The sequence below is a fragment of the uncultured Campylobacter sp. genome, from assembly GCF_938030685.1.
GTDB lineage: Bacteria > Campylobacterota > Campylobacteria > Campylobacterales > Campylobacteraceae > Campylobacter_B.
The window spans coordinates 1-20,563 of the sequence record NZ_CALHHX010000214.1; the positions used below are offsets into that span (position 1 = coordinate 1).

The window sequence follows — 20,563 nt, forward strand, 5'->3', positions numbered from 1 at the left end:
TCCGCCACCAGTTATACCGCAGCGAAACGCCCGCTACGGCGGCAAAGATCAGAAATATTAAGATATAGCTCATATTTACCTTCTCATCTCATCAATTCTACTATCATTTGATAACTTTATATATTGATAATAGCTAGAAACAATCGCGAATATAGTTATAGAAAATATCATAAAGAATGACCAACGACTTTTAGAAATTACGAAAGTAGAATTTAGGAAAGAAAATGCATAAAATACGCTAAATGCACTAATTAATATAAAAGTTCCTTTTCTATAAACGCTATAAAAGATACTAAAAAATAGTGTAATGGCAAACCCAAATCCAATAATTCCTTGCTCTGCAAGTATATCCATCCAAGGGCTATGTGCATGTTCCACTGTTTTATTTTGCTCTTTATCTATTTCGTAGCTTTCGAATTCTGGTTTATAGTAATCAAATTGTCTATATTTAAAATTTTTAAATCCTACGCCCAATATAGGGTTGTCTTTAAATTCTTCTATAGCAGTTTTCCAAATAGCCACTCTAAGATGCTTTTGATTCTCGAATGGATGCGCCAAAGAAACCAACCTATCCTGCAATTTATCGCTATTAAAAGCTATAGAAATTACGCATACACATAAAACGACCAACATAATAAAAGCTGTTTTTCTATAAGGGCTAGTCCAGACTATTATAGGGATAAAGACTGCAAGCAATAACAAGGGCCCCCTAGAGCCACTTAGCGGAACAGCTATTAAAATTCCAAAAAGAGCCGAACTATATAAAATATAATGAGATAGATGACGATTTTTTAAGCTAAGCATAGCTCCAAACATTCCAACATAAAGTGGCAATATAAAAGGGAAAATTCTACTATTGCTAGAAAAAAATATATCAGTCGCTCTACCATTTAAAATCGGAACGCCAAAAATATTATAACCTATGAGAAATTGCAGCAATGCATTAAATGCAATAAATAAAACTATACAAGCTTGAAATTTAAAGAATTTTTCTAATTTATCTTTAGAATTAAGATATATTTTGATCGCTAAATACAAAAGTATCCATAAGAATAAAACTCCTACAGCGCTAATAATGCCATCTTTATGCGTTGCCCAGATTACGCTAGATAGCATATATACACACCAGATAGACATAAATATAAAAAGTCTATCTTTAAATACCCAGAATAAATGATTCTTAAAGGTATGGAATAAAAATATAACTACGATTAAAGCTGCAACAATATTATAGGATTTGCCGACAAAAAGGCTCACAGATAATATATATAATAAATATTTCATTATCTCTTCATAGTTAAATTTTAATAGCATTTATCTCTCCTTTATATCTTATATCTAAATAATTATAAAACAATATAAATAGCGATTTTGTGATCTTGTCTTGCTATGTTTATACTGAATTTATACTCACAAATATTTAATTTGCTTATTAGCTAATCAAACTTAAAACATATAAAATTTAAGTCCAAAATTACGATCTTTAGGCTTCGCATAACAGCTCCTCGTAGTAATTTTTAAGCAAGCTGATATAATTTTGCAGCGTCAAAGTTTGCTTAAGACCGGCGTGTTTTTGCGCAAAAGCCCGAGCGTATTTGCCGTAAGCGCGGTAAATTTCATCGATCTTGGCGCCCAGATCCGCCGCCTCGCATAAAAACTCCTCGCTTAAAATTTCCGAAATTCCGCCCACGCGGGTAGATATCAGCACGGGCGAATAAAAAATACCTTCGATCAAAATCACCGGAAAGCCCTCCTTGCGCGAGCTGATCACGTGCAGGTGCGACGCGGCAAGAGTTGCCGCAACGTCATCGCAAAAGCCGCATAGCCGCACGCGGTCCTGCAAATTTAGCGAATCGATTAAATTTTGCAAATTTTGCCTCTCGCCGCCCTGACCGTAAATTTTAAGCTCGAAATCAAATTTCAGCTCGCTTGCGGCGCGGATCAAAAGATCAAAACCCTTGATCTTATCGAGCCTGCCGACCGCGACGATGCTAAATTTAAAATTTTCCGCCGCTGCGTTTGCGCCCTGTTGCGATACGAATACGCTGCTGGTCTTATTTTGCGATGCGTCCGCATCCAAAGGCGTATCTTGCGACGCAAACACAATGCCAGTCATATTTTGCGACGCGAACGTGCCGCCGGCCGAGTCGCCGCACGTTGCTTCCTTGGGCGCCATGTTTGCAGCGCCCTCCGCGTCCTTGCAGCGCGCGAGAATTTCATGATTTACAAATTCCTGCCGCGGCTCTATGCCGAAATATATCACCTTCGCGGCGTGATTTATCGTGGTTGCGACCTTGCGCGAGGCTGCGATGACGTTTCGCACGCGATCGAAAACGGGCGCTTTGCGGTCGTTGTGCTTGGTCGCAACGAGCTTAAGATTTAAAAATTTTTCGACCACGAAGCCAATCTGCGCGGCTTTGGCGCCGTGAGAATGTAAAATTTCAAATCCGCCCGAGCGTAAAAACCGATAAATTTCAGCGAACAAAAACGGATTGTAGCGCTTGTCGCGGCTTTTGTATTCATAAATTTGCACGCGAGCATCCAGACGCTGCAAAAACTCGCATCTATCGGGCACGATTAGCGCCGCCTGCTCGCTTTTGCAAAGCTCATTTAGCGAGTCGATCACGATCTTTTCAACGCCGCCGTAAAATCTGGAGCAGCAAAGATAGGCGATTTTCATCTATTTCTGCCCTTTTTCATCTTCAAAATGAAGCTAAAAAGCCCCTGTCTGCCGCTAACCATGATGCGCGGAATTTCAAAATTTGAGTAGTGTGGGCGCAACACGTCGTTTTGCGTCGTAACGGCGCAGCTAAAGCCCGCCTCGCGCGCGCAGCGCACGCTAATCTCGTCGTAAAAGCCGAACGGATAGGCAAAGGCGCTGCAAGCAATGCCAAATTTAGCCTCTATTTCGCGCTTTGATTCGCTCATCTGACGCAGCTGCTCTGCCGCGTCCAAGCTAGGCAAGTTTGCGTGATCGAGCGTATGCGAACCGATCTCGATAAGCCCGCTTTGCAAAAGCTCGTGGACCTCCTCGTCGCTTAGCATCTGCTCGCGATTTAGCTCGTCGCTTGATTTTTTCAGATCCTTATCGGTCGCCCAATTCCCGCCAAAGCGCCGGTTCACGATGAAAATCGTCGCCTTAAAGCCGTATTTTTGAAGTATCGGCAGAGCGCCCGTGAGATTATCGCGATACCCATCGTCGAAGGTAATGCAAACCGCCTTTGCAGGCTTTTTATCCAAGCTCGCAAGCTCGCTTAGAGTGTAGCTCGTAAAGCCGTTTCGCTTCAGCCACGCAAGCTGTTTTTCAAACGCGGCAGGGGTCACGCGCAAGCGGTTAAATTTAGAGGCATGCTTTGGCAGATGCTCGCGGATCATATGATACATCAGCACACGCGGATACTCGTAGGGTTGGTCCTTTTCCCACCACGCAAAGCGCAGGCAAAACCATGCAAAAAGCGCCGCCGCCGCAAAAGCCAAAACCGCCGCGTAGATCATCGCTCGATCCTTACGCGATATGCCAAAAAGCTCAAAATCGTAGCCAGACTTAGCGCTGCAAAGGAGATCTGATAGATCGCGTTTTTAAAAAACAGTGACGCGCACCAAAGAAGCAGCAGCGTTAAAAATGTGATCCTCCAGCCGCTAGGCGCGTTTTCGTAAAAAAATTTTTTCATATTAAACTCTCATAAACCTTTATCGTTTTTTCTACCATCTGCTCTAGGCTGAAGTTTTGCGAAACGTAGCCGTAGCCGTCAAATTTCAGCTCGCGCGCGGGGACAAACAGCTCCGCCAGCGCCTGCGCGTCGCCCACGTCAAAAAAATAACCGTTTTCGCCCTCTCTTACGATATCCAGCGCGCCGCCGTGGCGGGTCGCGATCACGGGGCAGTTGAGCGCTATAGCCTCAGCCATCGAGCGCCCGAAACTCTCAGGCTTGCTTGAAGCGCTCACCGTGACCGACGAGAGCGAGTAAATCTCGGCCACCTTGCTCTGCGAGCCTGCAAAAATTACGCGCTCGCCAAGTCCTAGCCCCTCTACGAGCGATTTTAGCTCGGAAAAATACTCGTCGCGACCCGCTCCTACGCCGCCTACAATCAAAATTTTAAGCTTTTGTTCGCTTGCTAAAGCCGCGGCGCGGATCAGGGTTTTGTAATCCTTAATCTGCGTGATGCGCCCAACGCCCGAGACGATAAAATCATCCTGCGCAAGGTTGAAATTCTGCCGAAATTCCTTGATGAAGCGCTCGTCTAAATTTTTTGGATTAAATTTTTCTAGATCGATGCCGCGCGGAATGATCGTGATCTTGGCCGCATCCGCGCCGTAGCTTCGCACCACGTGATCGCGCGCATAGCCGCTAGGACAGATGATCGCGTCCGCATCGGTCATAATCTTGCTGTAGAAATTTACGGAATTTATCCCATGCACGGTGCTTACGATCTTTGCTTTGGGGCGAGCAAATTTAACCAGCCACGCCGGCACGCGGGAGCGGACATGCACGATGTCTGGAGAAATTTCGTTTAAAATTTTACGCAGCTTTAAAACGCGCGCCGGAGCGCTTAGGATATTTTTGGAGCAAACGTCGAGCTGTACGTGCACGCCGCCGTCTTTTTCTATTTCGGGTGCCAATTTGCCGCCGTTACTGATAACGAAATTTTCGATGCCGCGCCGCGCAAACTCTCTATTTAGCTCGACTACGCCGCGCTCGACGCCGCCTTCGTTCAGCTCGGGCAGGATTTGCACGACCCTCATATTTTTATCTCCCTCACAAACGCCTTAAGATCGTACTTCGCGGTCTTTTTTAACGTTTCGTCATAGCGCCTAGCGTGACCCGTAGAAACGAGAGCGCTTATAAAATCGTCAAATTTATTATGAGCATCTTTGCGTTTTAGGCTCAAAATAGCCACGCTCGCGCTCCCGTTAGATACGGCATCGCTTATCATCGAGACGCTGTCCTCGCTGATAAAAACCCACTCGCACTGTGCCAAAAAATCGCCGATCGGATTTACGGGCTCGCGGCTGTAAATCACGCTGTAATTCCAGCTAAGCTTAGCTAGCGCGCTCTCGGTAGCCTGCGGCGTGCGCGGAGAGGTCGTTAGCGCAAACTCGCAGTCCGCAAACTGCGCCCTCACGCCCTCGATCTGCTTTAAAATTTCATCCCCCATCTCAAAGCAGGAATTCGACCCGCCGATGATAAATCCGATGGATTTACGCTGCGGCCGGTACAGCCCCTGCGGGCGCGAAAAACTAAGCGAGACGGGCGAAATTTTAAGGTTCGCACTCGGCATCGGGCGATCATGCGCGCCTGCGATGATGATGCTAAAATCCTTGCGGTAGCCTTTCGGATACATTAGTGCTATACTCGGCTTTGCGTATCTGCGCGCGTAAAATTTCAGCGCGTAATAGCTCGTAGAGCCCGCGCCTACGAACAGATCGAAATCTGCGAAATTTAAATTGCGATCTGATGCAGCATCTAAATTTGCGCTATATGATACGGCATCTGAATTGGTGCCATTCGGCGCAGCATTTAAATTTATGCTATCTGATGCAGCGGGGCTGTTTAAAGAGGTATTATTTAAATTTGATCCGTTTTTACGGTCCGCCGCCGTGCCACTCCCGCCAAGATCGCACTTAAAAATTTTAAAATAAAGCCCAAAAAAATCAAGCGCGTAGGAGCAGAGTTTAAGAAGCTTGTTTGCGTAAGCGATCTTGCAAATGCAAAAATCAAGCCCTTTTAGCTCGCAAAATGCGATACTTTGGTTCTCGTGCCCCTTGCGGCCGTCGCTTAAGATGAGCGCTTTTCGATGCGGATTTTTTGGGGCGGACTGATTTGCAGCGGAGTTTTCGCTGTTTAAATTTAATGACCCGCCGCCTGCGTGCCACGCGTAATCTGAGGCACCCGATCTTAAATTTTTATATCTAAAATTTTCGCGGCGTAAAATGTAAGAGGGGCTGCCGCAAATCGATATGAAATTTTTAAATTTCGAATTTTTATAATCTCGCGCAGCGGCGATCGCCATAGAGCTTTCGCGATTTAAAATTTTACCCGCTCGCGCGGCTCTACTTAAATTTTCGACGCTTTGCTCTTTTGCAAAGAGACGCGAGCCCTGCGGTGCGGATAAATTTCTTATGACACCCCGTCTGCTCTCGCCTCTTGAAATTTGCCGCGCCATCAGTCCATCTTCCATCGTTTATGTATCCAAAACCACTGCTGCGGCGCGGTTCGCACGACCTCTTCGAAAATGTCGTTGCACTTTTGCGTGATAAACAGCTCGGCTTTGTCCTTATTTAACCCTTCAGGTAGTGGCGGAAAATCCTTGATCACGATCTCGTAGCGATTATCCGCGTCGCGCCGCGCAAAGATCGGGATCAGCACGGGATGAAATTTTAAATAAAGCGACGCGATGGTCTTTGTGGTGTAGCACTGCCGTCCAAAAAAAGTCGTAATCAGGCTATTTTTAGGGCCCGGCTTTTGATCGGGCAAGATGCCTACGTTGCGCCCCTGCTTTAGCGCCTGCACGAGCCTGCGCATCGCATCGTCCTTGTAAATGAGGTCGTTGCCGTAGCGCTCGCGAAACGGCGCCACTAGCCGCTCTTCGATCAGCTCGTTATCACTGCGACGCCCGACTACCGAGACGGGAAAGCCGTTAGCGCCGAAAAAATTGGCTAGAATTTCCCAGTTTCCAAAATGCGCGGTAAAAAATAAAATCCCGTGCGGATTATCACCTTTTAGCTTTCGGACGCGCTCTAGCGCCTGCTCGCCGTTTGAAATCAGATCATCAAATTTTAGTCTGCCGTTGTAAAATAAAAGCGTGTCGGTAAGCGTCCTAGCGATACTGCGAAAATTCTCGATCGCAAGAGAGTGAAGCTCACTTTCGCTTTTTTGCGGATAAGCGGCGCGAAAGTTATCCTGCGCGACTTTAACGCGCCTACTAAGCTTCCACGATGCAAAAAGTGCGAGCTTGTCGAAAAATGCGAATATGAAGCTTTTCGGCGCGAATTTTGCAAATTTTATCAGACACAGCGCCAAAAAATATTGGATTTTTTCCTTCATAAAGACCTCGTTTTAAATGCGAGATTATATTGAATTTTGGCTAATTAGTAGCTAAAACGCTATTTGCCGAGGCAAAAATTGCTAAACATTTCGTCTAGAATTTCGTCTCGCTCAAATGGACGCGAAATACGTGCAATCGCCTCAATCGCGCGATTTATCTCAAATGCAAAAAGCTCAAGCTCGCCGCAAGCCAGGCGCTCGCTCGCGTTTTTAAGAGCTGCGAGCGCGCTCTCGCAAGATAGAATTTGCCGCTCATTGCTTAGCATAAGGCCATCGAAATTTTGAGAATTTAAGTAGCTCTCAAGCGCAGTTAAAATTTGATCCACGCCCTCATTTGCAGAAATTTCAAGCGGCGCAAAAATGGAATTTGCTTGGGTATTTTGCTTAGCGGAATTTATTGCAGAGCTACTAGGCGCGATAGAATTTGCAGAATTTTGTTTGGAATCATCCTGAGTAAAATTCTCCGCAGCACAGCTTGCAGTAGTGCGCTCGGTATTTGGCGACGCTAGTCCCGCTTTTGCGGCAAAATTCTGTTCCTTTGGATTTATGGAATTCGCAAGAGCTATTTGGCTTGTAGGCGCGGAATTTGTGGAAGTAGAATTTTGCGCGCTTAAGTCACGCTTTAAATTTTTAGCTTTTAAATTCTGCGCGCAAGAATTTAAAGAAGCGTCGCAGGTATGACTTTGCTTTAAATTTTCGGCTGTGAAATTCTCTGATATGGGATTTTTGACTGCGAAATTGTTTGCAGAAAAAGCCTCTAAATCATCGCCAAGATACTCTGCGCTAGGATGAAATTTACGCGGCAAGTCGCATTTATTTAAAACGTAGATGATTTTTTTGCCTTTTTGTTCGCGCAGTATTTTTAGGATCTGCGCGTCCTCAGCATCCCATTCGCGACTTGCGTCAAACACCGCCAAAATCACGTCTGCCTCGCTTGCAGCGCGAAGAGAATATGAAATGCCGATACTTTCGAGCTTTGAGCCGCTGTGTCTGATACCTGCAGTATCGACTATACGGATTAGATGAGTGCCTATCTGCAGGCTTTCTTCGATGAGATCGCGCGTAGTGCCCGCTTCGTCGCTCACGATAGCGCGACTAAAGCTCAGCATAGAATTTAAAATGCTTGATTTACCGACATTGGGCTTACCCACAATCGCTACTTTAAAGCCCTCGATTAGCCCTCTTCGGCTGCGGCTGATGCGAGTGATTTTTTCTAGCGAAGCGATATTTTGACTAAGCATTTCTTGCGAGTTTTGCAGCACATCAGAAGGCAGATCGTCCTCTGCGTAGTCAATGCAAACCTCGACGAAGGCCAACGTCTTAACCAGAGCTGCGCGCAGATCGCCTATAAAGCCCTCAAGCTCGCCGCGCAGATTTCTAGCTAAAATTTTAGCCGCACTTTGCGAGCGCGAGTTTATGAGATCGCTTATTGCTTCCGCTTTGCTAAGATCCATTTTACCGTTTAAAAACGCTCGCTTACTAAACTCACCCGGATTTGCTATGCGCGCGCCCAGAGCCAGCGCGGCATCTAACGCCAATGATGAAGCCGTAAAACCGCCGTGGGTCTGCACTTCTACGACATCTTCGCCGGTAAAACTATGCGGAGCTTTAAAATATATCAAAATAGCCTCGCCGAAAATTTCGCCGCTCGCGTCAAAAAGATTCACAAGCGTGGCATAGCGAGGGCGCAAAGAACTGCGATGTGAAAGGCTTAGAGCGATAGACAGCGCTTCCTCGCCTGAAATTCTAACTATGCAAATTCCGCCGATGCCGTGAGCCGTAGCGATAGCGGCGATAGTCTCGCTCACGATTAGCTTTTTTCGTCTACGATGACGATTTTGCCGCTACGTGTGGATTTGATTCCCACGAAACGATCTGGATATGCTTGTTTTAGCTTGTCGGCTACGATTTTGATAAATGCGCCATCAAAAGCCTTCGTGACGATACGCTCATTTCCAGAGCGCTCCACGAGCGCATTTACGTAAGACTCGATAAATCGTTCTTGATTTTGTAAAAATTCCGCGATTTCAAAAACTACGGCAAGATCATATCTGATGCTGATCCAGTTGTAAATCATATACGAAAGTGCCTTGTAGCGGTGTCCTTCTTTGCCTATCAAAAGCGCGCTATCCTCGCCTTGCAGCTTGATATAGACGGTATTTTCGTCGATTTTGCTAACATCGCTAACTTCAATATTAAACTCGCTTGATCTAAAAAGTGCAGATAGCTTCTCTTTGATATCGGATAAAATTTCATCCGTCACAACGCCCTTTTGCTTTTCTTTGCGATATTTAGAATGCGTGGCGCGCGGACTTTGAGACTCTGATTTGTCGCCCTGCTTTTTCTCTGCTTTGCCGGCTTTATTTTGCGGGGCGCTAAATTCCGGATTTTCGCTAAATTTCTCCCCTTCCAAAACCGCTTCTATAATAGCATTTTTTTTAAAAAAGCCCAAAAATCCGCCGCTTGGATGCTGTAGCACGCGCACGTTAAGCTGCGTTACCGAGCATCCTAGCTCAGCTGCTGCTTTATTATAGGCATCTTTTAAATTTTCAGCTTCGATTATCATGACTTTTTCTCCGCTATTTGAGCTTGTTTATGCCTAGCAAAGGCTTTATTAATGACGTATTGCTGGATAATGGAGCAGAAGTTATTGACCGTCCAGTATAGCGTAAGACCCGCCGGGAACATCACAAAAAATACCGTAAAAATAAGAGGCAAGAATTTCATCATCTTCTCTTGCATCGGATCGGTAAATGTAGTCGGCGTAATCTTTTGCTGCAAAAACATCAAAATTCCCATCGTAATCGGCAGGATGTAATATGGATCTTTAAGTGACAGATCGTGGATCCACAGCGCCCACTCCGCACCCTTTAGCTCGATCGCATTAAGTAGCACGCGGTAGATCGCGAAAAATACCGGTATCTGAAGCAGTATTGGCAAGCAGCCGCCCATTGGATTGGCACCGTTTTTCTTATACAGATCCATCATATGCATCTGCAGCTTTTGCTTATCGTCCTTATATTTTTCCTGAAGCTCCTTCATCTTAGGCGCCAGATCTTTTAGCTTATTCATCGATAGCATTCCCTTGTAGCTTAGCGGGAATAAGATTAGGCGGATAATGAGCGTAAGCACGACGATCGACCAGCCCCAGTTGCCGATATAGCCGTGCAGCCAGTTTAGAAATTTAAACATCGGGCGGGCGATAAAGGTAAACCAGCCGTATTCGATAATGTGCGTAAGAGCAGGATTTATCGAGCTTAGCGTCGCGTGATCTTTCGCGCCAATATAGCCCGTAAGACTAAGATCGCCGTCCGAGCCTATGAAAACCTGCGAAATTTTATCTGCGTCAGTCACGGTCGCATTCAAGCTCTCTCCGTAAAATAGCGTCGTATAATAGCGATCGGAGCTTGCAGCGATATTTACGCCACTTATTCGCTCGTTTTTATCCACATCACCATCTTTAAAAATTTCTACGCTTTCGCTTATAGCTTGTGAGCCCGTAAAAAATGAAGCGATTTTATCTGAAATTCCAGCTTCGCCCGGTTTTCCTACGATGACGCCGTGAACCGTATAGCTATCTACTTCTACGTTCGGACGCGAGCCGGGGCTGATGAAATAACGCGCATTGCCGCTTAACTTCAGATCCAATTTATAACTACCATTTGGATAAAAAGTAAGAATTTTATTTATGCTAACGGCGCCTAAACTTTGACTTAATGTAACACTAGCCTCTCCATTTCGTACGTCCAGCTCGCTAGATGAAGCGCTGTAAGGAGTATCGAAAGCCATTGCATTCAACGCCGCGTCCTCGAAGCGCATCTCAAGCGGTTTAGAATGTGATTTAGGATCAATTAAATTTATCGCATCGCCGTTTTCGTCACGGAATTTAGCATCGTTTAGCACATACGAGCTTATGCGACCGAGCCCGTCGATCGTGAAATTTGCTTCTTTGCCAACCACGCGCACTAACGGTGCGGAGATGGAATTTGAGGTATTTAAATTCGCTCCTTGCGCGCTCACGCCAGCGGCGGTAGTTTGCGGAGCGGACTTGGCGGCATTTTTTTGCGCGATTTGCGCTGCGGTTGCGTTTGCCTCCATAGCGGCGCGAATTTTTGATAAATAAAAATGATCGTAAGCTACGAAAAATATGAGCGCAGTTGCTATTGCGATAGCAAGGCGCTTTGATTGAGGAAGTTTATCTAGCACTATTTTTCTCCTAGTCGTATGACGTAATATCTATTTTTTTTATATGGTATGAACCAAATTTTTTTATATGGTATGAACCAAAGCTTAAATTTATCCGCAGAGGCATTGCTGCTGCGGATTTTAGAAAATACGCAAAATTTGAAATTTCGCGCGATTATCGGATAATCTATGCCGCCGCTAAAGAGCGGATTGCATCTTAAAATTCTAGCCGCTACAGCGCAGAGTGCGCCAAAGACGCCGTTAAACTTAAACTCATAAAGCGCGTATTCCGAACAGCTCGGATAGTAGCGGCAACAGCGCGGTAGCAAAGGCGAAATAAATTTTCGATAAAACCCGATCGCGGCTATAAAAAATCTCTTCATTTTACTGCGCCGATCTTTTTAAACGCCCATTTTAAATTTCGCTCAATGTCTTCAAAGCTCATATCTACGATCCGCTTTTTTGCGATTAATATAAAAATTCCGCTAACAATGGCGTCTTTTTGATTATAAAACGCTGCGCGCAAACGTCTTTTAGCGTAATTTCGCGTAACTGAATTGCCTATTTTTTTGCTGGCGACTGCGCTAAATTTACGCTGCTCGCTAGCCAAAAAATACACAACAGCGCATTCGCAATGCCACTTCGCCGCACTTTTATAAACCTCCGAAAAAACGCTGCTATCGCTTATCGCAGCAAATTCGCCTACGCAGCCAATCTTCTTCTGCCTTTAGCGCGTCTTGCACTTAAAACTCTGCGGCCGTTTTTTGTTTTCATACGGACGCGAAAGCCGTGAGTACGCTTTTTAGGGGTATTGTGGGGTTGGTACGTTCTTTTCATAACTGTTCCTTTAAGAAAATGTAAAGCGGAGATTTTATAGAAACTTTACTTAAAAACCGATAAACAAAAGCAGCCCTAGCGCCGATAAACGTCGCCTTGCAGCTTTTTACGGCGCAGTTTTAAGTCTTGCTCATTTTTATTGTTTCGCTCCTTGATATCTTGCATTGGCTGTTTTTTCATCGAAAAATCATCGTGGTCGCCTACACCTTTTGATTCACGTTGCAAATTATTTTGCAGGCTTTGCCTATCTAGTTCATTTTTTTGACGATTTAGCAGAATTTCACTATGGTTTTTCTCAAATTCTGATTGTTTATCGTTCGCAACGTAAGCGCTGGCGCTAAGGCTTACTGCACCATCTTGCGCACTTAGTACCATAGAATCAGCAAATATCGCGCCACAAAGCAGCCAAAATATCAAAGCCTTTTTCATTTGCGTTTAAATTTACCTGCCATCGCGCGATAGATCGCCGCCTCGTTTTGAAGCGTCAAATATCTTTGATTTAGCTCGTTTATCTTAGCGTTTACGGCGTCGGTGCGGGCTTCTAGCATATCCTTTAGCTCGCTTGAACCTGCTTCGTATTTCGCGGCGTAAAGATCGGCAATGCGCGCCTTTTCATCGTAAGCAGCGCTTAAATTTTTAAGGCTAGCCAGATTGATCTGATAAATTCTATATAAATTTAGCACCTCATTCGTAGCGTTAGAGAGCGTCTGTTCGTAATTTACGACGTTTTTACGAAAAGCGATCTCCGAAATTTTAAGGCGGTTTTCAACCCTCGCATAATCCAAAAACGGCAGACTTATGCTTACGTTGCCACTTAAAAAATTTAGCTTGAAGCTATCGTTAGCGCTCACGCCTTGCCCATTAGTAAGCCCTGCGCCCAAATTCACGCTAGGAAAGAAATTTAACTTAGCGGTCTGTTCGTCGTAAAAGCTGGAATTTAGCCTAGCGATCGCAGCTCTAATGTCGGGGCGGTTAGCAAGCGCTGTGTAAGGCACATTTAGATCAACGCCTTGGAATTCTATGGAATTTATCGAATCGGTGTTATCATCAAATTGCAAGCTGGAGGAGATGAGATTTCTCATATATTTATGATTATCCTCGATATTTTTTTGAATGCTTAAGACCTTGTTTTCAAGCCCTAGGATAGAATTTTGAATCTGCCTGTAATCTAGCTGCTCGGACTTGCCGTAATCGTATTTTGCCTTGATTATTTTTTCGATCTCTCGGTAATCGCTTAAATTCTGTTTTGTCCATTTTAGCGAATCGTTTAGATAAAGCATCTCGAAGTAGCCGCTTACGACAGAATTTATAAGAGTCAGGCGGGTATTTTCGAGATCAAACTCGCTAGCTTTGGCGTTCCAGCCCTCGGCATTTACCGCCGAGCGGATCTTGCCGAAAAGATCAAGCTCATAGCTTACGTTAAAACCAGAGCTATAGGTTTTGTTCCAGTTCGAGCCGGTGCTTATGTCGCGATTAGCGCCCGCACTCCACGAGCTACTTAGCGTAGGAAAAAGATCAGCCCTACTTAACCCTAAATTTGCATAAGCACTCTCAACATTTAAAGCCGCTGTTTTTAGATCGTAGTTATTCGTAAGGGCTTGATCTACAAGCTTATTTAAGTATGATTCGCCATATTTTTTATACCACAGCGTATCTATTTCATAGCTTGCATTTTCGTCCTTGAAATGCTCTACAGGCTTAAATTCGACCTCACTTTGATTTGAGGCACAACCGCCGATAAAAACAGCTAAAACGCCGCTTAAAATTACTTTGGAATTTATCATTTTCTCTCCTTGTTTATTCTTGTGCTAAAGCATCTATCGGATTTAATCTGCTGGCGTTTCTTGCCGGCAGATATCCGAAAACTATACCGATCGCAGACGACGCCGCAAAGGCAATCACGAAAGGCGCAGTAGTAAATTTCATCGCAAAATCCGGGCTTATGGTATTAAACGCAAATCCAAGCGCCAAAGCGATTAAAATTCCTAAAGCTCCGCCGAGCGAGCAAAGCAAGATCGCCTCTATCAAAAACTGCTGCAAGATATTGGATTGCTTCGCGCCGATCGCCATCCTGATGCCGATTTCGCGCGTGCGCTCGGTGACGCTTACGAGCATGATATTCATCACGCCGATGCCGCCGACGACGAGCGAGATAACCGCAATCGATGAGATCAAAATCGTCATCGTGCCGGTAGTGCTTTGTATTGTTTGTTTGATAGTATCTGCGTTCATCGTATGAAAATCCCGCGAGCCGTGTCTTTGGATAAGTAGCTGAGTTAGGCTCTCTTCGGCCACTTGAGTATTGACATCGTCTTTGATTTTGATGGTAATAGAGCTGATTTTTCGATTGCCCGTGATTTTATCCATCACGGTTGAGTACGGCGCGTAAATTCTTAAATTTTCGTTACTTCCGAAGGCGTTTTTATCCTTGCCCGAAACTCCTATGATCTTAAGTGGCTTACCCGAAAATAAAATCGTCTTGCCGATTGGATCTGAATTTTTAAAAAATGTTTTTTTAGTGTTTGGATCGATAATCGCGACGGAGGCAGAATTTTTAATATCATCGTCGCTAAAATTTCTACCATCTTCTATATCTATGCCATTAACCGCCAAAGAATTCACGCCGCCGCCGCGCAATTGAGCCTTGGAGCTTAAATTCGCATAGGTTGCCGTACCGCTTGTAGAAGCATTTGGTGTAGCGTAATCGACGTAGGGCTGGCGCGCCAAAACTTTAGAATCGCTTATCGTAAGGGTGCTCACGAAGCCCGCACGCACGTCACCAAAATTTTTACCGGGAAAGATATCGATCGTATTGGTGCCAATTTTACGGATCTCGGATAAAATTTTCTCCTCCGAACCCTTACCGAGAGCTACTACGCAGATAACCGAGGCGATGCCGATGATGATGCCTAGCATCGTCAAAATCGATCTTAGTTTATGCGAAAATATCGCGCTAATCGACATTTTAAAGCTTTCAATAAGCTGGTCTTTGCAAAATATAAAGGAATTTTTAGTTTTAATCTGCTCTTTTTTGCGCTCAAAAACCCGTTCCGTCTTTCTTTTATCGCTTAAAATTCTGCCGTCTTTGATCTCGATGATACGATCCGCAAATTCCGCAATATGCGCATCGTGCGTGACTATGATGATGGTGTGCCCCTCTTTGTGCAGCGCCGTTAAAATTTGCATCACCGTCTCGCCGCTTTTGCTATCAAGCGCGCCGGTTGGCTCGTCGGCCAAAATTACTTCACCGCCGTTTATCAGAGCGCGGGCGATACTTACGCGCTGCTGCTGTCCGCCGCTAAGCTTACTCGGTAAGCTCTTAGTGCGATCGCCAAGCTCCAGCTTGTCCAAAAGCTCCACCGCCCGTTTCGTCCGTTCGCTCGCCCCTACGCCCGCATACACCGCAGGCAGCGAGACGTTTGCGGTCGCATCCATCGTGGCGATGAGATTGTATTTTTGAAAGACGAAGCCGAATTTTTTGCTTCTAAGCGCCGCAAGCTCATCGCCGCTTAAATTCGCGGTCTCGCGACCATCGATCTTGTAGCTTCCGCTGCTTGGCGTATCGATGCAGCCGATTATATTCATCAGAGTCGATTTTCCACTTCCCGATTGCCCGATTATCGATATAAACTCGCCCGCCTCGATATTTAAGCTTACGTCCTTTAGGACGCGGATTTCGTTATCGCCGAGAATGAATTTTTTGTTTATATCTTTAAGCTCTAGCATTTTCACACCATAAAATTTTAACTAAAACACCATCGGAGGCCCGTCCATATTTAACGGCGCGGCTTTTCCGTCCGCGATAAGCACCTCATCTTTTTCATCCAAACCGCTTAAAATTTCGGTATTCAGATCGTCGCTAACGCCGGTTTTTACGTATCGCTGCTCGGGCTCTTTGCCGTTAAGCACAGTGACGTAATCGCCTCCCCTGTCGCGCTTAATGACGGAGGTAGGCAGGTAGCTCGTATTGTTCGCTTCGCTTACAATTATGTTATTTTCGGTAGTCATTCCGATCTTTAAAAAGTCGTTTTCGTTATCCACTAGCATCTTTGCGTAAAAATAGATCGCGCTGTCGCTGCTACTCGAAGAATAGGACGAACCGCTAGAGGTTTTATCGTAAGTCCCGTCGCTAAGCGTGGTAAGACCTGGATCGATCTTGTAAATTTTAGCCTTTTTGATATTATCCAGATCCGATAGTATGGAGTATTCTACGTCCATTCCGACCTTTACTTTGGATATATCGCCCTCTGCGATTTGCATCTTGATCTCCATCTTGCTCAGATCGGCGATCTTTACGATCGTAGGCGTAGTTTGGTTGGAATTTACCGTTTTGCCCTCCTCTACCGGCATTGAAACGATCGTACCGCTTATCGGAGCCGTGATCTTGGTGTAGCCGAAATTCGTCTCCGCGGTGCTTAGCTGAAGTTTGGTCTGCTCGATCTGCGCCTCGATCTGCTTCTGCTCGGCCTCTTTTAAAGCGGCGCTATTTTTGGCGTTTTCCACCGCCTCTTTGGAAGCGGCGTTTCTTTTATACAGCTCAAGCTCGCGGTTATACTGCGTTTTGGCGTTTGCCGCGGCGATCTTTGCCGAAGCTAAATTTGCTTCGTGGATCAGAAGCTGCGCCTTTTGCTGCGCGATCTCGTTTTCTTGAGTGACCGAGTCGATCTGCGCGATCATATCGCCTTTTTTTACGATATCGCCCACTTTGACGTAGAGCTTTTTGATCTGACCGCTTACCTGCGCGCCCACGTCGATCAAATCCCTGGCATAAACCTCGCCCGCAGCCGTCACCGTGCCTCTGATATCGCCCTTTTCAAGTCTAGTCGTAAGAGCTTTCGGCGCCTCTTCTTGCTTAAAAAATTTGCCGTATAAGAAATATATCGCAATGACTATGAGCAGGGTAAAGGCGATAAATTTCAAGGTTTTTTTCATTTTGCCAACTTCAAATAAAATAAGGGCTAATTCTAATGTAAAAATATAAAATTTTAGTTAAATACTAAATTCTTTGCTCACGCAGGGCGTAAAATTTCATGATCTTTTTATGTAAAATTAGCGAAACGCAGATCAGCGCCGAGCCCGCAAGTAGGCGTGCTAGATCGGCGTCCTTTTGCCAAAACACTAAATTTACGACGATTGCTGCGGGGATGAGCGCGTTATTCATAATCGCAAGCACGCCGCTATCGACCTCGCACGCGCCTTTGTTCCACAAAAAATAGCCTAAAGCGCTAGCTACCGTGCCCAGATACACGATCACCGCGCCCTGCGAGAAGCTGGGATTAAATTTAGAAAAATCTCCGAGCACGATCGCCGCAATCGCCGTAACCGCGGTGGCCCCCGCAAAAAAGTAGCCGAAAAGCTCCTTTTGTTCGCTAAAGCCGTGGCGCTCCAGCATAAATTTATACGCGCTCTGTCCGAGCCCGAAGCATAAATTTGCGCCTTGGACTAGCAAAAAGCCCGTCAAAAACTCAGAGTTTATCGCGCCGAATTTTATCACCAAAGCCCCGAGCACCGCGACAGCGACGCTGAAAAGATATAGCGCGCGAAATCTAAGCTTAAGCGCGTCGTAAAGCAGCGTCACGTAAAACGGAGTAAATATCGTAAAAAGCGCCACTTCATAGACCTTCAAATACGCAAAGCTGCGGTAGTAGAAGATATACATCACGCCGATCTGTACGGCGCCCACGGCGCAAATTTTAAGCGCCAGGGCGGGATTTACGCCGCGAAATTTCATAAACGGCAAAAAACAAATTAGCGCCAACGATACGCGCGAAAATGCCAAATACGCGCTGTCTATGCCGCGCAAAAACTCGCCTATCAAAGAGAAACTAAAAGCCCAAATACAAGTAACCAAAATCAGTTTTTTCAAAACGTCCGCCTAAGCTTTAAAATTTAGGCGGAATTTTATAAAATTTTAGTTGAATTTGGGATTTAAATTTCGCCCACGCGGCATAAATTTAGGTTTTTATTTATTTTAAATGTGTTAAAATTATCCGATTTTTGAAATTTAAGGGTAAAAATGAACGACGTTTCGGTTATAGTTCTTGCCGCAGGACTCGGCACTCGGATGAAGTCGCAAAAAGCTAAGGTTCTTTTCGAGCTTTGCGGCGAGCCGATGATAATCCACATCTTAAAGAAAGCTTACGAAATTTCAAACGACGTGAGCGTGATTTTACACTACCAATTCGACGAGGTTAAAAGCGCGGTTCTAGCGCAGTTCCCAAACGCTAAAATTTACAAACAAGATCACGAGCATTTCCCCGGCACTGCGGGCGGACTAAAAGAGGTCGAAATCCGCGGGGAAAAAACGCTCATAATCTGCGGCGATATGCCCTTGGTAAAAAGCGCCGAGCTTCGCAAACTCTGCGAGGGGGACGCGGAGGTAAATTTAAGCGTTTTTAGCGCGCGCGATCCATTCGGGTACGGTCGCGTAATTACTCGCGGCGGCGAAATTTTAAAGATCGTCGAGCAAAAGGACGCAAGCGAGGAGGAAGAGGCGGTAAAAGACGCAAACGCCGGCTGCTACTGCTTCAAAAGCGAGGCATTGAAACGGATCCTACCTAAGATCAAACCCGATAACGCTCAAAAAGAGTACTACCTCACCGATGCGATCAAAATCGCCAAGGATATGGGCTTAAGATGCGCCGCCGTGTGGGTGGACGAGCAAAGCTTCATGGGCATAAACGATAAATTTGCCCTTAGCATCGCCGAAAATTTAATGCAAAACGAGATCAAAGAAAATCTGATGAAGCAAGGCGTTTTGATGCGCCTACCGCAAAGCATCTACATCGACAGTAGAGCAAAATTTATCGGCGAGTGCGAGCTGCAAGAAAACGTAAGCATCATAGGTCCTTGCACGATCGAAAGCTCGCTCATCAAAAGCGGTTGCGTTATCGAAGATAGCATCGTAAAAAACTCCGACATCGGTCCTATGGCACATCTGCGCCCAAAATGCGAAGTTATAGGCACTCATATCGGAAATTTCGTCGAGCTTAAAAACGCGAAAGTAAACAAGATCAAGGCGGGGCATTTAAGTTATCTCGGAGATTGCGAGATCGATGAGGGCAGCAATATCGGCTGCGGCACGATTACGTGCAACTACGACGGCAAGAAAAAATACAAAACGATAATCGGCAAAAACGTCTTCATCGGCTCGGACACGCAGCTAGTAGCGCCCGTGCGGGTGGCCGACGACGTCATAATCGCTGCGGGCACGACGGTTACAAGCGACGTTCCGAGCGGCGCGCTGGCGATCAGCCGAACGAAACAAACTAACAAAGATGGGTTTTTCCATAAATTTTTTAGGAGCGAAGATGAGTAAGAAAAAGGTTTTACTGGCGGTTTGCGGGAGTATCAGTTTTTACAAAGCGTTTGAAATTTTATCCGCTCTGAAAAAGTCGAATTTCGACGTCTATGTCGCGCTTAGCGACGGTGTGCAGGAATTTGTCAGCTACAAAGCATTCGAGGCGCTGTGCGATCACCCAGTACTTTGCAAAGCCAACGAAAACTGGCAAGCGGGCATCAACCACATCGCTTACTCCAAGGTGGATTTGGTTTTGATCGCGCCTGCGACGGCAAATACGATAAACAAGCTCGCTTGGGGCGTCTGCGACAACGTATTTTTAGAGGTGCTAAACGCGGCTTTCGCCCACGCCAAGGTAGTCATCGCGCCGGCCGCGAACCCCGCGCTACTTGAAAACAATATCACGAAAAACTGCATCGATATGCTAAAAGCAAGCGTCAATGCGTATTTTGTGGATCCGATAGAAAAAACCCTAGCTTGCGGCGACACTGGCAAGGGCGGGCTAGCGAGCACCGAGGCGATCATGCAGACGCTAAAGCGCGCGCTTTACAACGATAAATTTTGGGAGGATAAAACCGTCATCATTACCGGAGGCGCGACGATCGAAAAGATCGACAGCGTGCGCGGCATTACGAATTTTTCCAGCGGCAAAACCTCCAAAGCGATTGCCGACGCGCTGTTTTACCTAGGCGCGGACGTGACGCTGATCTCTAGCAACGAATATGAAAATTTACCGTACAAGCTCGTTAAATTTGAAAGCACTATCGGGCTAAAATCGGCGCTTGACAGCACAAAATTTCCCGACGGCGCATATTTGATAATGGCTGCCGCGGTAAGCGATTACTCGCCAAAGGTGCGCTACAAAGACAAAGTGAAAAAAGCCGAGATCGGCGAAATTTGGAATTTACGCCTAGGCGAAAACGAGGATATCTTAAGCTCCGTGCGCGGAAATATCAAAAAAGTGGGCTTTAAACTCGAAACCGACCGCGAAAACGCCGTCGGCGAGGCTAAACGCATGCTTAACGAAAAGCATCTCGACGCCGTCTGCCTAAACGTGCTGGACGACATCATCAAGCTCGGCGGCGACATCCTTAAGGTCACCTTTATCACGAAAAACGATCAGGTCGTAATCGACACCGCGCCGAAGGACGAAGTCGCCCTAAAAATCGCAGCTGAGCTGAAAAAAATCTGATCC

General features: G+C 45.8%; 20 protein-coding genes. 2 read left to right on the plus strand and 18 right to left on the minus strand.

Going from position 1 to position 20,563, the window contains the following annotated elements; translation table 11 throughout:
- Positions 1 to 75 precede the first annotated feature (75 nt).
- The 18 genes from Q0369_RS10270 to Q0369_RS10355 all read right to left on the minus strand — a co-directional run bounded on the left by Q0369_RS10270 (position 76) and on the right by Q0369_RS10355 (position 17,934).
- Complete coding sequence (locus Q0369_RS10270) at positions 76 to 1,314, minus strand: O-antigen ligase family protein (protein ID WP_298099501.1); 1,239 nt, start codon at positions 1,312 to 1,314, stop codon at positions 76 to 78.
- Positions 1,315 to 1,483: 169 nt separating this feature from the next.
- Positions 1,484 to 2,680: a glycosyltransferase gene (locus Q0369_RS10275; protein ID WP_298099504.1), complete on the minus strand. Its 1,197-nt coding sequence runs from the start codon at positions 2,678 to 2,680 to the stop codon at positions 1,484 to 1,486.
- Positions 2,677 to 3,495 (minus strand): polysaccharide deacetylase family protein, encoded by an 819-nt coding sequence (locus tag Q0369_RS10280; RefSeq protein WP_298099506.1) that lies wholly within the window; start codon positions 3,493 to 3,495, stop codon positions 2,677 to 2,679. The genes Q0369_RS10275 and Q0369_RS10280 overlap by 4 nt, the downstream gene beginning before the upstream one ends.
- Complete coding sequence (locus Q0369_RS10285) at positions 3,492 to 3,671, minus strand: hypothetical protein (protein WP_298099509.1); 180 nt, start codon at positions 3,669 to 3,671, stop codon at positions 3,492 to 3,494. Before Q0369_RS10285 ends, Q0369_RS10280 begins: the two co-directional genes overlap by 4 nt.
- The gene (locus Q0369_RS10290; protein WP_298099512.1) at positions 3,668 to 4,744 is read right to left on the minus strand and encodes a glycosyltransferase family 4 protein; all 1,077 of its coding nucleotides are present in this window, start codon (positions 4,742 to 4,744) and stop codon (positions 3,668 to 3,670) included. Before Q0369_RS10290 ends, Q0369_RS10285 begins: the two co-directional genes overlap by 4 nt.
- Entirely contained in the window at positions 4,741 to 6,180 is a 1,440-nt protein-coding gene (locus tag Q0369_RS10295) for an ELM1/GtrOC1 family putative glycosyltransferase (protein WP_298099517.1), read from the minus strand. Before Q0369_RS10295 ends, Q0369_RS10290 begins: the two co-directional genes overlap by 4 nt.
- Positions 6,165 to 7,046 (minus strand): lysophospholipid acyltransferase family protein, encoded by an 882-nt coding sequence (locus tag Q0369_RS10300; protein ID WP_298099520.1) that lies wholly within the window; start codon positions 7,044 to 7,046, stop codon positions 6,165 to 6,167. The genes Q0369_RS10295 and Q0369_RS10300 overlap by 16 nt, the downstream gene beginning before the upstream one ends.
- A 59-nt stretch (positions 7,047 to 7,105) precedes the next feature.
- Positions 7,106 to 8,854, minus strand: a complete 1,749-nt coding sequence (gene mnmE / locus Q0369_RS10305) for a tRNA uridine-5-carboxymethylaminomethyl(34) synthesis GTPase MnmE (protein ID WP_298099523.1) — start codon at positions 8,852 to 8,854, stop codon at positions 7,106 to 7,108.
- Positions 8,855 to 8,856: 2 nt separating this feature from the next.
- On the minus strand, positions 8,857 to 9,612 hold the full coding sequence (locus Q0369_RS10310; RefSeq protein ID WP_298099528.1) for a Jag N-terminal domain-containing protein: 756 nt from the start codon (positions 9,610 to 9,612) through the stop codon (positions 8,857 to 8,859).
- Entirely contained in the window at positions 9,609 to 11,252 is a 1,644-nt protein-coding gene (gene yidC / locus Q0369_RS10315; RefSeq protein ID WP_298099531.1) for a membrane protein insertase YidC, read from the minus strand. The genes Q0369_RS10310 and yidC overlap by 4 nt, the downstream gene beginning before the upstream one ends.
- The gene (gene yidD / locus Q0369_RS10320) at positions 11,252 to 11,614 is read right to left on the minus strand and encodes a membrane protein insertion efficiency factor YidD (protein WP_298099534.1); all 363 of its coding nucleotides are present in this window, start codon (positions 11,612 to 11,614) and stop codon (positions 11,252 to 11,254) included. The genes yidC and yidD overlap by 1 nt, the downstream gene beginning before the upstream one ends.
- The gene (gene rnpA / locus Q0369_RS10325) at positions 11,611 to 11,946 is read right to left on the minus strand and encodes a ribonuclease P protein component (RefSeq protein WP_367178998.1); all 336 of its coding nucleotides are present in this window, start codon (positions 11,944 to 11,946) and stop codon (positions 11,611 to 11,613) included. The genes yidD and rnpA overlap by 4 nt, the downstream gene beginning before the upstream one ends.
- Positions 11,934 to 12,068, minus strand: a complete 135-nt coding sequence (gene rpmH, locus Q0369_RS10330; RefSeq protein WP_005873223.1) for a 50S ribosomal protein L34 — start codon at positions 12,066 to 12,068, stop codon at positions 11,934 to 11,936. The genes rnpA and rpmH overlap by 13 nt, the downstream gene beginning before the upstream one ends.
- Positions 12,069 to 12,143: 75 nt before the next feature.
- Positions 12,144 to 12,497: a hypothetical protein gene (locus Q0369_RS10335; RefSeq protein ID WP_298099537.1), complete on the minus strand. Its 354-nt coding sequence runs from the start codon at positions 12,495 to 12,497 to the stop codon at positions 12,144 to 12,146.
- A complete protein-coding gene (locus Q0369_RS10340; protein ID WP_298099540.1) occupies positions 12,494 to 13,852 on the minus strand; it encodes an efflux transporter outer membrane subunit in 1,359 nt (452 codons plus the stop codon). The genes Q0369_RS10335 and Q0369_RS10340 overlap by 4 nt, the downstream gene beginning before the upstream one ends.
- A gap of 13 nt (positions 13,853 to 13,865) precedes the next feature.
- On the minus strand, positions 13,866 to 15,794 hold the full coding sequence (locus Q0369_RS10345; RefSeq protein WP_298099543.1) for a MacB family efflux pump subunit: 1,929 nt from the start codon (positions 15,792 to 15,794) through the stop codon (positions 13,866 to 13,868).
- Between the two features lie 21 nt (positions 15,795 to 15,815).
- On the minus strand, positions 15,816 to 17,000 hold the full coding sequence (locus Q0369_RS10350; protein WP_298099547.1) for an efflux RND transporter periplasmic adaptor subunit: 1,185 nt from the start codon (positions 16,998 to 17,000) through the stop codon (positions 15,816 to 15,818).
- A gap of 64 nt (positions 17,001 to 17,064) precedes the next feature.
- Positions 17,065 to 17,934, minus strand: coding sequence for an EamA family transporter (locus Q0369_RS10355; protein ID WP_298099550.1), 870 nt, complete (start codon positions 17,932 to 17,934; stop codon positions 17,065 to 17,067).
- Between the two features lie 150 nt (positions 17,935 to 18,084).
- On the opposite strand from Q0369_RS10355, the gene glmU reads away from it, so the two are divergent.
- The gene (gene glmU, locus Q0369_RS10360; RefSeq protein WP_298099552.1) at positions 18,085 to 19,386 is read left to right on the plus strand and encodes a bifunctional UDP-N-acetylglucosamine diphosphorylase/glucosamine-1-phosphate N-acetyltransferase GlmU; all 1,302 of its coding nucleotides are present in this window, start codon (positions 18,085 to 18,087) and stop codon (positions 19,384 to 19,386) included.
- The gene (gene coaBC / locus Q0369_RS10365) at positions 19,379 to 20,560 is read left to right on the plus strand and encodes a bifunctional phosphopantothenoylcysteine decarboxylase/phosphopantothenate--cysteine ligase CoaBC (RefSeq protein ID WP_298099555.1); all 1,182 of its coding nucleotides are present in this window, start codon (positions 19,379 to 19,381) and stop codon (positions 20,558 to 20,560) included. Before glmU ends, coaBC begins: the two co-directional genes overlap by 8 nt.
- Positions 20,561 to 20,563 lie beyond the last annotated feature (3 nt).